This window comes from Azotobacter chroococcum (assembly GCF_002220155.1).
In the GTDB taxonomy this organism is placed as follows: domain Bacteria; phylum Pseudomonadota; class Gammaproteobacteria; order Pseudomonadales; family Pseudomonadaceae; genus Azotobacter; species Azotobacter chroococcum.
In genome coordinates, this window is record NZ_CP011835.1 from 1,287,292 (window position 1) to 1,301,324 (window position 14,033).

Annotated in this window: 14 protein-coding genes; 9 read left to right on the forward strand and 5 right to left on the reverse strand. The window is 67.1% G+C overall.

Translation table 11 applies throughout. The features are described 5' to 3' along the window. The first annotated feature begins 58 nt into the window (after positions 1–58). Together ACG10_RS05950 and ACG10_RS05955 are read left to right on the forward strand one after the other, a co-directional pair. Positions 59–583 (forward strand): DUF6586 family protein, encoded by a 525-nt coding sequence (locus ACG10_RS05950; RefSeq protein ID WP_089167510.1) that lies wholly within the window; start codon positions 59–61, stop codon positions 581–583. 92 nt (positions 584–675) lie between these two features. Beyond that, positions 676–909: a hypothetical protein gene (locus tag ACG10_RS05955; RefSeq protein WP_012700084.1), complete on the forward strand. Its 234-nt coding sequence runs from the start codon at positions 676–678 to the stop codon at positions 907–909. Between the two features lie 57 nt (positions 910–966). Here the strand turns inward: ACG10_RS05955 and sulA are convergent, their stop codons facing one another. Beyond that, on the reverse strand, positions 967–1,446 hold the full coding sequence (gene sulA / locus ACG10_RS05960) for an SOS-induced cell division inhibitor SulA (protein WP_089167511.1): 480 nt from the start codon (positions 1,444–1,446) through the stop codon (positions 967–969). An 8-nt stretch (positions 1,447–1,454) separates the two neighbouring features. Beyond that, on the reverse strand, positions 1,455–2,063 hold the full coding sequence (gene lexA, locus ACG10_RS05965; protein ID WP_089167512.1) for a transcriptional repressor LexA: 609 nt from the start codon (positions 2,061–2,063) through the stop codon (positions 1,455–1,457). 164 nt (positions 2,064–2,227) lie between these two features. Here lexA and ACG10_RS05970 point away from each other — a divergent pair, with 164 nt between their 5' ends. From ACG10_RS05970 to ACG10_RS05990, 5 genes are all read left to right on the forward strand, one after another. Then, a complete protein-coding gene (locus ACG10_RS05970; RefSeq protein ID WP_089167513.1) occupies positions 2,228–2,965 on the forward strand; it encodes a TetR/AcrR family transcriptional regulator in 738 nt (245 codons plus the stop codon). A gap of 122 nt (positions 2,966–3,087) precedes the next feature. Beyond that, complete coding sequence (locus ACG10_RS05975; protein ID WP_089169798.1) at positions 3,088–4,401, forward strand: IS4 family transposase; 1,314 nt, start codon at positions 3,088–3,090, stop codon at positions 4,399–4,401. 60 nt (positions 4,402–4,461) lie between these two features. After that, a complete protein-coding gene (locus ACG10_RS05980; RefSeq protein WP_089167514.1) occupies positions 4,462–4,986 on the forward strand; it encodes a L,D-transpeptidase in 525 nt (174 codons plus the stop codon). A 9-nt stretch (positions 4,987–4,995) separates the two neighbouring features. Continuing rightward, a complete protein-coding gene (gene nagZ, locus ACG10_RS05985) occupies positions 4,996–5,994 on the forward strand; it encodes a beta-N-acetylhexosaminidase (protein ID WP_089167515.1) in 999 nt (332 codons plus the stop codon). A 9-nt stretch (positions 5,995–6,003) separates the two neighbouring features. After that, positions 6,004–6,741, forward strand: coding sequence for an S-methyl-5'-thioinosine phosphorylase (locus ACG10_RS05990; protein ID WP_039805464.1), 738 nt, complete (start codon positions 6,004–6,006; stop codon positions 6,739–6,741). A gap of 61 nt (positions 6,742–6,802) precedes the next feature. Here the strand turns inward: ACG10_RS05990 and ACG10_RS05995 are convergent, their stop codons facing one another. Together ACG10_RS05995 and mfd are read right to left on the reverse strand one after the other, a co-directional pair. Further along, positions 6,803–7,327, reverse strand: a complete 525-nt coding sequence (locus tag ACG10_RS05995; protein ID WP_089167516.1) for a CsiV family protein — start codon at positions 7,325–7,327, stop codon at positions 6,803–6,805. A 10-nt stretch (positions 7,328–7,337) separates the two neighbouring features. Next, positions 7,338–10,784: a transcription-repair coupling factor gene (mfd, locus tag ACG10_RS06000; RefSeq protein ID WP_089167517.1), complete on the reverse strand. Its 3,447-nt coding sequence runs from the start codon at positions 10,782–10,784 to the stop codon at positions 7,338–7,340. A gap of 159 nt (positions 10,785–10,943) precedes the next feature. Here mfd and ACG10_RS06005 point away from each other — a divergent pair, with 159 nt between their 5' ends. After that, positions 10,944–12,392, forward strand: coding sequence for a glyceraldehyde-3-phosphate dehydrogenase (locus ACG10_RS06005; RefSeq protein WP_089167518.1), 1,449 nt, complete (start codon positions 10,944–10,946; stop codon positions 12,390–12,392). An 8-nt stretch (positions 12,393–12,400) separates the two neighbouring features. Here ACG10_RS06005 and ACG10_RS23560 read toward each other — a convergent pair whose 3' ends face one another. Further along, on the reverse strand, positions 12,401–12,706 hold the full coding sequence (locus ACG10_RS23560; RefSeq protein WP_144411559.1) for a hypothetical protein: 306 nt from the start codon (positions 12,704–12,706) through the stop codon (positions 12,401–12,403). On the opposite strand from ACG10_RS23560, the gene ACG10_RS06010 reads away from it, so the two are divergent. Continuing rightward, positions 12,693–14,030, forward strand: a complete 1,338-nt coding sequence (locus tag ACG10_RS06010; protein WP_089167519.1) for a Na(+)-translocating NADH-quinone reductase subunit A — start codon at positions 12,693–12,695, stop codon at positions 14,028–14,030. The two genes, ACG10_RS23560 and ACG10_RS06010, sit on opposite strands and share 14 nt — an antisense overlap. Positions 14,031–14,033: the final 3 nt, after the last annotated feature.

A 14,033-nucleotide genomic window follows, 5' to 3' on the forward strand; every position in this document is an offset into this window, starting at 1 on the left:
GGTCCATACTTGCACCCCGGCCCGGTATAGTGGCTGTCTCGAACCGGAGGGCGCCGTCATGGCCCACGAGCTGTATACCCGTACCAACCAGAAGCTCTATTTCGCCGGCCTGGCGCTGACCTCCCTGCGCCAGGCGGAGGAAGGCCGGGCGCTGAATGCCCAGGCGCAGGCCATGGCGGAGCGCGAGGCGGCGCTCTTCCACCTGCATGGCGCCCTGCTGGGGCTGTGCCATGAGATCGCCGGTTTCTATCGCCTGCCCGAGGCCGGAGCGCCGCAGGTCGGGCGCTTCCTGAATGCCGAGCTGTTGAGCGCGGCGCCCAGTCCGGAATTGGCGGAGCTGGTGGAGCTGGCCGGCCAGCCGGAAACCTGGCTGGCGCAGCTGCTGGCCGAATACGCCCGGCTGTTCCAGCCGCCGCAGGCAGCGAAGAAGGTCAAGGTCGATCCTCGGCTGCCGCTGATCGAGGCGGTCAGCCTGGACGAGGAGGAAGAGGCGCCGGCCTTGAGCGCCGCGCAGCTGGAGCAGTGGCGGCAGTCGCTCAAGGAACTGGCGCTGCGCTTTCGCGAGTCCCTGACCGAGTGCTGACCCGGCAGGGGAGGGGCGAGGCGGCCCATCCAGGGGTGCCCGGGGCCGACTGTTACATTACAATGTCCGGCCTTCCCCAAGAGCAGAACCCCATGCCTACGTCCTTTCTCGAAATTGTCGAACTGCCCGACGGGCGCATCGCCTTGCGTCGCGCCGATGACGAAGAGGAGCTGGTCATCCTCGACTTTTCCGAAAGCGCGAAGAGCTTTCTGCAGGGCCATCACATCGAGGTGGCCAAGGCCATGCTGAATGTGGGGGTGCAGATGGCCGGACGCCTGGCCGAGGGCGACTTCGAGAGCGATGAGCTGCCGCGGGTTCTGCACTGAATCCGGCTTCATCCGGGGAAATGGGCGACCATCTGGCCGGGTCCCGGGCTTGTTGCTTCAGCCCAGGCGGATGTTCAGGCTCTGTGCCTGGCCGGTCCGGGCAGCCTGGAGCAGGCGCTGCCGGGTCGACCGGTTCACCGGGCTCAGCCAGCTGACCACCGTGTGGCTGCGTCCCAGGCGCAAGGCTTCGCAGACCAGCTCGCTGGCCTCCTGTTCCCGCGCGGGTTGCAGCAGGAGAATCCGCTCGCGGTTCAGGCCGGCCTCGCGCAGCCAGCCGTGGCTCAGATTGGCGGGGGGCGCCACCAGGGTCAGCCAGCGCCCGTCATTCCCCTGACTCAGCTCGCGCAGCATGGGCGCGAGCAGGAACAGGCACTGGTCGGCACCACCACGCAGGCTGACTTCGCTGAAGGGCTCCGCTTCCCGGGCCGGGGGCGATCCGGGCATGTCCTTCGTGCAGCGGAACGGTGGCCGGGCCGGGGCCGCCTCGAACAGCATCAGCTGCGAGGGTTTCAGCGGCTGCGGGAGCGGGAGCTGCATGGTTCCTCCTAGCGGCGTATCACGCCGACACTCAATCCTTCGATGATCAGGTCCTGCTCGTTCAGATCGATCTCGAGCGGGGCGAATTCAGGGTTTTCGGCGATCAGCCAGACCTTGTCTCCTTCGCGCTTGAAGCGCTTGACCGTGACCTCGTCGTTGAGGCGCGCTACCACGATCTGGCCGTTGCGCGCCTCGCGACAGGTATGCACGGCCAGCAGGTCGCCATCGTAGATGCCGACATCCTTCATGCTCATGCCGCGCACCCTCAGCAGGTAATCGGCGCGGGGATGGAAGAAGTCGGGATTGATCCGGCAGGTTTCCTCGATGTGCTGTTGGGCGAGGATCGGTGCGCCGGCCGCGACCCGGCCGACGACGGGCAGGCTGCCCGGTTCGCTGTCGGCTTCGCCGCCAGGGATGCGGATGCCGCGGGAGGCGCCCGGAGTCATTTCGATCGCCCCCTTGCGCGCCATCGCCTTGAGATGCTCTTCCGCCGCATTGGGCGACTTGAAGCCGAGCTCGCGGGCGATCTCCGCCCGGGTCGGTGGATAGCCGTTCTCCTCCAGACAACGCTTGATGAAGGCGAGGATTTCGACTTGGCGAGGCGTCAGTTTGGACATGGAGGCTGCTCTGTCTTTTTATCCAGGTCCTGGGATTATATACAGTGCCGTTTCACTGGCAACCTCTCGATACGGCAACGTCGGCAATCCCTGCTCAGTCCGGCGTTCGAATTGAAATACAATGGCGGCTAAAAATGACAGGGTTGTCAACCGCCGGAGGAAGCATGCCCCACTCGGAAACTGTCGAGCGCATCCTGGATGCTGCGGAGCAGCTGTTTGCGGAACGGGGGTTCGCGGAAACCTCGCTGCGGCTGATCACCAGCAAGGCCGATGTCAATCTGGCGGCGGTGAACTATCACTTTGGCTCGAAGAATGCGCTCATCGAGGCGGTCTTTTCCCGGGTCCTCGGCCCTTTCTGTGCCTGTCTGGAGCGCGAGCTGGACCGCCGTCAGGCCGCTCCGGAGCCCTGCCTGAGCCTCGAGGAGCTGCTGGAGATCACCATCACGCAGGTGCAGTCGGCGCGCCCGCGCAGCGGCAGCGACCTGGCCATCTTCATGCGTCTGCTCGGCCTAGCCCTGAGCCAGGGGCAGGGACACCTGCGGCGCTACCTCGAGGACACCTACGGCAAGCTCTTCCGGCGCTACCTGCTGCTGCTGCAGGTGGCGGTGCCGCGGATTCCGCCGCTGGAGCTGTTCTGGCGCACCCACTTCATGCTCGGCGCGGCGACCTTCAGCCTGTCCGGGATGGATACGCTGCGGGCCTTCGCCGAGGAGCGCTTCGGGGTGCAGACCTCCAGCGAGCAGGCATTGCGTCTGCTGGTGCCCTTTCTCGCCGCCGGCATGCGCGCGCAGAGCGTCCTGCATGATCCGCAGCTGGCCAGTGCCCAGCCCAGGCCGCGTGGCAAGGCGGCGCTGCCTGCCAGGAGTGTGGCCCGCCCCGCTCCGAGCGATGCGGACGACTAGGGCCTGTTAACGCCAGCCCTTTCAAGATGTTTGCGTAAACTCTCCCGAGGATCAAGCGGGAGGGTAAGACGATGTGGGATGCAGTTCTGGCGCGCTTCGAGAGGCAGGCACCGGCCAGCGTCATGGCACGTCTGGCGCTGGAACGGGCGATGCCGGCCGCCTGGATCGACGAAGTGTTCGAGACTCACCGGCAACGCCAGTATCCACGCGAGCTGCTGTTTTCCACGGTGGTCGAGCTGATGTCGCTGGTTTCCCTGGGATTGCGCCCTTCGCTGCATGCCGCCGCGCGCCAGATGGACCACCTGCCCGTATCGCTGGCGGCGCTGTACGACAAGGTCAGGCGTACCGAGCCGCCCTTGCTGCGGGCCCTGGTCCAGGGCAGCGCCCAGCGCCTGGAGCCGGTCGTCTCGGCCCTGGGCACAGCGCCCTGCCTGCCCGGCTGGCAGGTGCGCATCATCGACGGCAATCATCTGCCGGCCTCGGAGAAACGCCTGGCGCCGCTGCGCAACCAGCGCGCCGCCGCTCTGCCGGGGCATTCGCTGGTGGTCTACGACCCCGACCTAGACCTGGTGACCGATCTGGCGGTCTGCGAGGACGCCTATGAAAGCGAACGCACCGGCGTCCTGCCGCTACTGGGCAGTGCCCGGCCGGGACAGCTGTGGATGGCCGACCGGCATTTCTGCACCCGCACGATTCTCCAGTCGCTCCAGCAGGGCCGGGCCGATTTCATCGTGCGCCAGGATGCCAGGCATCCGCGCATCGTTCACGAGGGACCCTGGCACGACCGAGGCAGGGTGGAAACCGGGCAGGTGCTTGAGCAGGACATCCGGCTGGACGAGGGCCAGGGGCCCTGGCGGCGCATCGAGTTGCGCCTGGATCGGCCGACGGAGTCGGGCGAGTCCGTCCTTTGGCTGTGGAGCAACCTGCCCGCGACGATCGACGCCCGGCAGATTGCCGACCTGTACCGTCGGCGCTGGCGTATCGAGGGGATGTTCCAGCGCCTGGAGTCGGTCTTGCAGAGCGAGATCCGCAGCCTGGGCCATCCCCGGGCAGCGTTGCTGGGGTTTGCCGTGGCGGTGCTGGCCTGCAACCTCCTGGCCGTGCTCAAGCGCAGTGTCGAACAGGCCCATCGCGAACAGTTTCCCGAGGGCTGGGAGGCGTCCCCCTACCACCTGGCAGTCCAGGTCAGAAGCCGTTACGAGGGGATGCTCGTCGCACTGCCGGTGGAGCACTGGCCCACGTGGGCCGACGGTTCGGCCAGCACACTGGCGCAGCGCCTGCTGGAGTTGGCACGGCACATCAAGCCCGGCCAGGTGGCCACCAGCAAGCGTGGCCCCAAGGTGAAGAAGACCCGGGAGTGGGTCGATAGCGCCGCAGCCCGCGCTCATGTCTCTACGGCCCGTGTAATCGAGGCCTCGAAAGGTAAGAGACCTTGAAAGGGCTGGCCCTAACGGGGCGGTGGGCGGCACCGTTCCGATCGGCTAAGCTAGCCGCCCATGCAAACTCTCGATCTTCTCCATATCTCCCTGGCCGATCAGGCGCTGTACGGCTTTGCCGGCGGCCAACTGGTCCTGCGCCTGGCGGTTTCCACTGCCCTGAACGGTCCCGGCGAGCAGTCCGGTTCCGGCTGCACGCCGCGCGGGCTGCATCAGGTACGGGCGAGGATCGGCGAGGGGTTGCCGGCGGGCGCGGTGCTGCGCGGGCGGCGCTGGACCGGCGAGGTCTGGACGCCCGAGCTGCACGAGGCCTTTCCCGGCCGCGACTGGATCCTCACCCGGATCCTCTGGCTGAGCGGCTGCGAGGTCGGGCACAACCGGCTGGGGGCGGTCGACACCTTCCGCCGCTACATCTATCTCCATGGCATGCCGGACAGCGAGCCCATGGGGGTGCCGCGCTCCCACGGCTGCGTGCGCTTGCGCAACGCCGACCTGCTGGAGCTCTACCCGCGCGTGCCCCCGCACTGCCGCGTGCGGATCGAAGAAGCGCCGTGCCCCGTGTGGGCGGCGGCCGATCTCACTTAAGGATTTTCCATGCAAGGCTCTTTGATGCTGGACATCGCCGGCACCTGGCTGACCGCCGAGGATCGCCGCCTGCTGCGCCAGCCGGAAGTGGGCGGCCTGATCCTGTTCGCCCGCAATATCGAGCACCCCGCCCAGGTCCGCGAGCTCTGTGCGGCGATTCGCGCCGTGCGTCCCGACCTGCTGCTCGCCGTGGATCAGGAGGGCGGCCGCGTGCAGCGCCTGCGCCAGGGCTTCGTCCGCCTGCCGGCGATGGGCGCGCTGGCCGGCCACGACGAGGCCGAGCGGCTGGCCGAGGCGTGCGGCTGGCTGATGGCGACCGAGGTGCTGGCGGCGGGGCTGGACTTCAGTTTCGCTCCGGTGCTGGACCTCAACCACGGGCGCAGCGCGGTGATCGGCTCGCGCGGTTTCGCCGGCGATCCGCAGGCGGTCATCCGCCTGGCCGGGGCCTTCATCCGCGGCATGCATGCCGCCGGTATGGCCGCCACCGGCAAGCATTTTCCGGGACATGGCTGGGCGGAGGCCGACTCCCATGTGGCCATCCCCACCGACGAGCGCAGTCTCGAGGCGATCCGCACCCGGGACCTGCTGCCCTTCCAGCAGCTCCGCGGGCAGCTGGATGCCGTGATGCCGGCACACGTCATCTTTCCGCAGGTGGATGTGCAACCGGCCGGCTTCTCCCGCCGCTGGCTGCAGGACATCCTGCGCGGCGAGCTGGGCTTCGACGGGGTGGTGTTCAGCGACGACCTGTCGATGGCCGGTGCCCATGTGGCCGGCGACGCGGCGGCGCGGGTCGGGGCGGCACTCGCCGCAGGCTGCGACATGGGGCTGGTGTGCAACGACCGGGCGGCGGCCGAGCTGGCCCTGTCCGCCCTGCAGCGCCTTGGCGTGCAGCCGGCACCCCGCCTGGCACGCATGCGTCGGCGGGCCTTCCCGGGGATCGACTACAAGCAGAACCCACGCTGGCTGCGCGCGCTCGAGCGTCTGCGCGAGGCCCGGCTGATCGATTGAGGAGATGAAATGACGGTCCATGCGATCATCGGCGGCACCGGTCTGACCCAGCTGGAGGGATTGAGCATCCAGCAGGCCCTGTCGCTGGAAACGCCCTACGGCGCCCCCTCGGCGGACATCCTGCGCGGCGAGTACGCCGGCCGCGAAGTGCTGTTCCTGGCGCGCCACGGCCATCCGCATCGCATCCCGCCGCACCAGGTCAACTACCGGGCCAATCTCTGGGCGCTGCGCCAGGCCGGGGCCGAGGCGATCCTGGCGGTCAATGCGGTCGGCGGCATCCATGCGGCCATGGGCACCGGGCACTTCTGCGTGCCGCACCAGCTGGTCGACTACACCTACGGCCGCGCCCACACCTACTTCGAGGGCGAGCTGGAGGCGGTCACCCACGTGGACTTCAGCCATCCCTACGACGAGGGCCTGCGCCAGCGGCTGATCGCGGCGCTGCTGGCCGAGGGCTGTGCCTTCAGCGGGCACGGGGTCTACGCATGCACCCAGGGGCCGCGCCTGGAGACCGCCGCGGAAATCGTCCGTCTGGAGCGGGACGGTTGCGACATCGTCGGCATGACCGGCATGCCCGAGGCGGTGCTGGCCCGCGAGCTGGGGCTGCCCTACGCCTGTCTGGCGCTGGTGGTGAATCCGGCGGCGGGCAAGAGCAGCGCGCTGATCACCATGGCCGACATCGAGCGCGCCCTCGGCGAGGGCATGGGCAAGGCCAAGGCGGTGCTCGGGCGGGTGCTGGCAGCCTGACCCGCAGAGCCTGGAAACGAAAAGGACCGCTGCGCGCGGTCCTTTTCGTTTATGGCATGGGTCAGAGCGGCGTGACCAGGATCAGCAGACCCAGGTTGCCGTGGTCGAGGAAGGTGAGCTGGCCAGCGGACAGGCGGCTCTTCTGTTTCAGGCGCTCGCTGCCGGCGAGGAAGCCGGTGTTGTCGAAACGGTTGATCCAGAACTCCGCCGCGACGTCCAGGTAGCGGCCCTGAGTCAGGCTCAGCGTGCCCTGGATGGGGTAGTGGCCGTGGCTTCCCTTGCCGCTGCTCAGCGCCATCCGGCTCGGTGCGCCGCCCAGTTGCTGCTGCCAGGCCCGGTGCAGCAGCACCTTGTAGCCCTCGGCCTTGGCCAGCTTGGCCGCCTGCTCCTCCAGCGCCGGGGTCCGGCGGTTCGTGTCGTTGAGGGACTGCGCGCCGGCGGCCCAGTTTTCCGCCGGCGGCTGGCCGGCCGGCAGCGGATCGCCGGGTTGGCGGAACAGGATCAGTTCGATCTGGTACAGCCCCTCGGCGAGCGCGGCCGGGGCGAGCAGGGCGAACAGCAGGGGAAGCAGGCGTAGCGCACGCATGGGTCTGTCCTTAAGCGGATGGCGGAGTCAGGCGCTCGAGCAGCGCCTCGAGGGTGTTGAAGCGTTCTTCCGGGCGCTCCATGGGGATCTGGAACTTGAGCAGGGTGGCGCCTTCGAACTTGTAGCGGTTCGGCTGGCTCTGGATCAGCTTGATCAGCACCAGCGGGTCGACGCAGGTATGGGCAGCGAACTCGATGCGCCCGCCCTGGGGCCCGGCGTCGATCTTGGCGATGCCGAGCTTGTCCGCCTGCAGCTTCAGCCGGGTCAGGCGCACCAGGTGCTTGGCCGGCTCGGGCAGCAGGCCGAAGCGGTCGATCATCTCCACCTGCAGCTCCTTGAGCTCGTCCTCGTCGGCCGCCGAGGCGATGCGCTTGTAGAGGATCAGGCGGGCGTGCACGTCCGGCAGGTAGTCCTCGGGAATCAGCGCCGGCACCCGCAGGTTGATGTCCGGGCCGCCGCCCAGCGGCTGCTCGAGGTTCGGCTGCTCGCCCTTGCGGATGGCCTTGACCGCGCGCTCCAGCATTTCCATGTAGAGGCTGAAGCCGACCGCCTGGATCTGCCCGCTCTGGCCCTCGCCGAGCAGCTCGCCGGCGCCGCGGATCTCCAGGTCGTGGGTAGCCAGGACGAAGCCGGCGCCGAGGTCCTGGGCGCCGGCGATGGCTTCCAGGCGCTTCTGCGCGTCCTCGGTCATCTGCTTGCGCGGCGGGGTGAGCAGGTAGGCGTAGGCCTGGTGGTGGCTGCGTCCGACCCGTCCGCGCAACTGGTGCAGCTGGGCCAGGCCGAACTTGTCGGCGCGCTCGATGACGATGGTGTTGGCGCTGGGCACGTCGATGCCGGTCTCGATGATGGTCGAGGCCACCAGCACGTTGAAGCGCTTGTGGTAGAAGTCGCTCATCACCTGTTCCAGCTCGCGCTCGCGCATCTGTCCGTGGCCGATGGCGATGCGTGCTTCCGGCACCAGCTCGGCCAGCTCGCGGGCGCATTTGTCGATGGTCTTAACCTCGTTGTGCAGGTAGTAGACCTGGCCGCCGCGCAACAATTCGCGCAGCAGCGCCTCGCGGATCAGGGTGTTCTGCTGCTCCATGACGAAGGTGCGCACCGACAGCCGGCGCGCCGGCGGGGTGGCGATGATCGACAGGTCGCGCATGCCGGCGACGGCCATGTTCAGGGTGCGCGGGATCGGCGTGGCGGTCAGGGTGAGGATGTCCACCTCGCTGCGCAGGGCCTTGAACTGTTCCTTCTGGCGCACGCCGAAGCGGTGTTCCTCGTCAATGATCACCAGGCCCAGGTTCTTGAACTTGACGTCGTCCTGAAGGAGCTTGTGGGTGCCGATGACGATGTCGATCTTGCCCTCGGCCAGGGCGGCGATGGCGCCCTCGACGTCCTTGGCCGACTTGAAGCGACTCATCACCTCGACCCTCACCGGCCAGTCGGCGAAGCGGTCGCGGAAGCTGTTGTAGTGCTGCTGGGCGAGCAGGGTGGTGGGCACCAGTACGGCCACCTGGCGGCTGCTGTGCACGGCGATGAAGGCGGCACGCATGGCCACCTCGGTCTTGCCGAAGCCGACGTCGCCGCAGACCAGGCGGTCCATCGGCCTGGGCGCCAGCATGTCGGCGTGCACCGCGTCGATGGCGGCCTGCTGGTCCGGGGTTTCCTCGAAGGGAAAGCTGGCGCTGAAGGTCGCGTAGTCGGCGGCCGGATCCCTGAAGGCGAAGCCTGTGCGGGCGGCGCGCCGGGCATAGATGTCGAGCAGTTCGGCGGCGACGTCGCGAACCTGCTCGGCGGCCTTGCGCTTGGCCTTCTGCCATTGCTCCGAGCCCAGCCGGTGCAGCGGCGCCAGGGCGTCGTCGCTGCCGGTGTAGCGGGCGATCAGGTGCAGGTTGGCCACCGGCACGTAGAGCTTGGCTTCCTCGGCGTATTCCAGCATGAGGAACTCGGCGGCCTGGCCTTCGACCTCCAGGGTGAACAGACCGCGGTAGCGACCGACGCCATGGTCGATGTGCACCACCGGCGCGCCCTCGCGCAGCTCGGTGAGGTGCTTGATGACGTTGTCGCCGCCGTCGCGGGCCTTTTCCCGCCGGCGGCGCTGCATCACCCGCTGGCCGAACAGCTGGCTTTCGGGAACCAGCGCCAGGGCCGGCGCCTCGAGCAGCAGGCCCTCGTCCAGCGGGGCGATGGCAATGGCCAGGCGCTCCGTGGCAGCGAGAAAGCCTGGCCAGCCGTCGACGCTCTGCGGGCGCAGGTTCAGGCGCGCGAGCAGCTCCAGCAGGACCTCGCGGCGTCCGGCCGATTCGGCGGCAAACAGCACGCGGCCGGGGAACTCGCCGAGGAAATCGGCCAGGGCCGCCAGCGGCTGGCTGGCCTTGGCGTCGAGGGCCAGCGGCGGCAGATGGCGCGCGGGCAGGCGCTCGCGGCCGACGCCGGGCTCGAGCTCTTCGGTCGAGACGACCACCCGCGGCCAGTCCTTCAGGCGGGCGAAGCAGTCCTCCACCGGCAGGAACAGCTCGGCGGGCGGCAGCAGCGGACGCTCGGGGTCGAGGCGGCGCTCCTCGTAGCGGTTGCGCACGTCGCTCCAGAAGCTCTCGGCGGCCTGTTCGATGCCGGGCAGGGAGAATACCTGGGTGGCGGGCGGCAGGTAGTCGAGGAGGGTGGCGGTTTCCTCGAAGAACAGCGGCAGGTAGTACTCGATGCCGGCCGGGGTGATGCCGCTGGCGAGGTCCTGATAGATCGGGCAGCGGCGGAAGTCGACGTCGAAGCGCTCGCGGAAGCGGGCGCGGAAGGTGGCGACCGCTTCCTTCCGCAGCGGGAATTCGCGGGCCGGCAACAGGCGGATCGAGTCGACCTTGTCGATCGAGCGCTGGGTTTCCGGGTCGAAGGTGCGCAGGGTCTCGATCTCGTCGTCGAGCAGGTCGATGCGGTAGGGCCGCTCGCTGCCCATCGGAAAGAGATCGATCAGCGCGCCGCGCACGGCGAATTCGCCGTGTTCGTAGACGGTTTCCACGCAGCGGTAGCCGGCTGCCTCCAGGCGCTGGCGCATCTGCTCCACGTCGAGCCGCTGGCCGACGTCCAGCACCAGGCTGCTGCCCAGCAGGAAGGGCTTCGGCGCCAGGCGGTACAGGGCGGTGGTGATCGGCACCACCAGCACGCCATGGCTCAGTTCGGGCAGGCGGTAGAGACTGGCGATGCGCTGCGAGACGATGTCCTGGTGGGGCGAGAAGAGGTCGTAGGGCAGGGTTTCCCAGTCCGGAAACTGCAGCACCGGAAGTGTCGGGGCGAAGAAGCGCAGCTCCTGTTCCAGGCGTTCGGCGCTCAGGCTGTCGGCGGTGAGGAGCAGGGTGAAGCGCTTGGCGGCGCTGGCGGCCTCGGCGATCGCCAGGGAGAGCGCCGTGCCTGGCAGGTTGCCCCAGTGTTGTTTGCCGGCGGCGGCCGGCAGGCTCGGAAGACGCAGTACAGACACGGGGAGGCCTGGCTCCGGTGGGTAATTGATATCCGGTCGATTGTAACTATCCGCATGCTTTGCTGTCAGTGTTTCGTCCACTGCAGATTGCCGGCCTGTACTGGCGTGGTCATAATGTAGTCATTTTTATCAGCCCCTACATGTAAGAAGGTGTCGCCCGTGAATCAGAAGCCCGACCAGTGTCTTGGTGAATGGATTGACCGTGAAGCGCTCGCTGAAGCGATGATCCCGCTGATTGGCCAGCTCTACCGCAATAATAATGTGGTGACCTCGATCTTCGGCCGCAGCCTGATCAACCGCTCCGTCATCGCGATCCTCAAGGCCCATCGTTTCGCCCGCCATCGCCAGAGCGATGAAGCCGAGCTCTCGGTGCACGATACCTTCCCGATCCTCAAGGCCATGAGCGAGCTGAAGCTCGGTGCCGCCTCGGTCGACCTGGGCAAGATGGTCGGCAAGTACAAGGAGGCCGGCGCCGGTCGTTCCGTCGAGCAGTTCGTCCGCGACGAACTGGCCGAAGTTGCCGGCAAGCAGAACACCGTGCAGCACAAGGGCACCGACGTGGTGCTGTACGGCTTCGGCCGCATCGGTCGCCTGCTGGCGCGCATCCTGATCCAGAAGACCGGCGGCGGCGACGGCCTGCGCCTGCGTGCCATCGTCGTGCGCAAGGGGGCCGACAACGATCTGGCCAAGCGTGCCAGCCTGCTGCGTCGCGACTCGGTGCATGGCCCGTTCGATGGCACCATCACCGTGGACGAGGAAAACAACACCATCCTCGCCAACGGCAATCTGATCCAGGTGATCTACTCCAACGATCCGACCAGCGTCGACTACACCCAGTACGGCATCAAGGATGCCATCGTGGTGGACAACACCGGCAAGTGGCGCGATGCCGAGGGCCTCGGCCAGCACCTGAAGTGCCCGGGTGCCGCCCGCGTGGTGCTGACCGCTCCGGGCAAGGGGGCGCTGAAGAACATCGTGCACGGCATCAACCACCGCGACATCACCGACGAGGACAAGATCGTCTCCGCGGCCTCCTGCACCACCAACGCCATCGTGCCGGTGCTGAAGGCAGTGAACGACCGGTTCGGCATCGTCAACGGTCACGTGGAAACCGTGCACTCCTACACCAACGACCAGAACCTGATCGATAACTTCCACAAGGGCAGTCGTCGCGGTCGCAGCGCCCCGCTGAACATGGTGATCACCGAGACCGGTGCGGCCACCGCGGCGGCCAAGGCCCTGCCGGAGTTGAAGGACAAGCTGACCGGCAACGCGATCCGCGTGCCGACGCCGAACGTCTCCATGGCGATCCTCAATCTGAATCTGGAGAAGTCCACCAGCCGCGACGAGATCAACGAGTATCTGCGCCAGGTGGCGATGTTCTCCGACCTGCACAAGCAGATCGACTTCGTCAACTCGTCCGAGGTGGTATCCACCGACTTCGTCGGTTCCCGCCATGCAGGCGTGGTGGATGCCGAGGCCACCATCTGCACCGACAACCGTGTCGTGCTCTATGTCTGGTACGACAACGAGTTCGGCTACAGCTGCCAGGTGGTGCGCGTTCTGGAGGACATGGCCGGAGTCAATCCGCTGGCCTTCCCGCGCTGATCGCTGCGTCAGCTGCAAAAGCGGGAGCCCATGGCTCCCGCTTTGCTTATCTGCTTGCCATGCCGTCCTGCCGCCGCCTCGAGGGCTGAAGCAGAAAAATTTCCTTTCAAGAAACCATAAAAAACAAGCCCTTGGGTGGCCATTACCGCATGGGCATCTTTATAATCGGGCGGATTTTTTTCCTGGATTCTGAGATTGCAAAGTGCAGGAACAGTCGCGGCTTGCCGTTTACTGTCCCTTCTCTGTGCTTTTTTGAGTCTTGCAATGTTTTTTGAAATCAGTGGGTTAGGCCTAGAACCTATGATCAGAATCAAAAGAGGGCTCGACTTGCCCATAACGGGTGAGCCGACGCAGCGCATAGAAGCTGCGAGACCGGTTCGCAGCGTGGCCGTGGTAGGTTTCGACTACCACGGCATGAAGCCAACCATGAATGTGCAGGTTGGCGATCGGGTCAAGCTCGGTCAGGTCCTGTTCAGCGACAAGAAGACCCCGGGTGTCCAGTACACCGCGCCGGGGGCAGGTGTCGTCAGTGCCATCCATCGTGGCGCGCAGCGCGTCCTGCAGTCGGTGGTCATCGACCTGGACGGCGACGAAGAGGAAACCTTCGTCCAGTACGCGCCGGAGCAGCTGGAAAGCCTGAGCAGCGAGCAGGTGCGCGAGAACCTGCTGCGCTCCGGCCTTTGGACCGCGCTGCGTACCCGTCCGTTCAGTCGCGTGCCGGCCGTCGATGCGACGCCCAGCTCGATCTTTGTCAACGCGGTCGATACCCATCCGCTGGCGGCGGATCCTGTGGTGATCATCGCCGAGCAGGCAGCGGACTTCGAGAACGGCCTCAAGGTGCTCGGCAATCTGGCCAAGCTCTACCTGTGCAAGGCCGAGCGTGTCGCCCTGCCCGGCGAGCAGCTGGCCAAGGTGCAGGCCGAGTCCTTCGCCGGTCCGCATCCGGCCGGTCTGGCCGGCACCCACATCCATTTCCTCGATCCGGTCAGCGCCAGCAAGAGCGTCTGGACCATCAACTACCAGGACGTGATCGCTGTCGGCAAGCTGTTCACCAGCGGCCGGCTGTCGGTCGAGCGCGTCGTCGCCCTGGGCGGCCCGGTGGTCGAGCGTCCGCGCCTGCTGCGTACCCGCCTGGGCGCCAGTCTCGACGAGCTGACCGCCGGCGAGCTGCAGCCTGGCTACAACCGCGTGGTATCCGGCTCGCTGTTCGGCGGCCGCAGCGCTCATGGCGCCTTCGCCTACCTCGGTCGCTACCACCTGCAGGTGTCCTGCCTGAAGGAAGGCGACGAGCGGGAAATGCTGCACTACCTGCGTGCCGGCACGGAAAAGCATTCGCTGCTCAACGTCTTCGTCTCCAAGCTGGCGGAAGACAAGCGCTTCGCCCTCTCCACCACCACCAACGGCAGCCCGCGCGCCATGGTGCCGGTCGGCAACTACGAAGAGGTGATGCCGCTGGACATCCTGCCGACGCAGCTGCTGCGCAGCCTGATCGTCGGTGATACCGAGATGGCGCAGAAGCTCGGCGTGCTGGAGCTGGACGAAGAGGATCTGGCCCTGTGCAGCTATGTCTGTGCCGGCAAGTACGAGTACGGCCCGATTCTCCGGGACAACCTCACCCGTATCGAGAAGGAGGGTTGATTG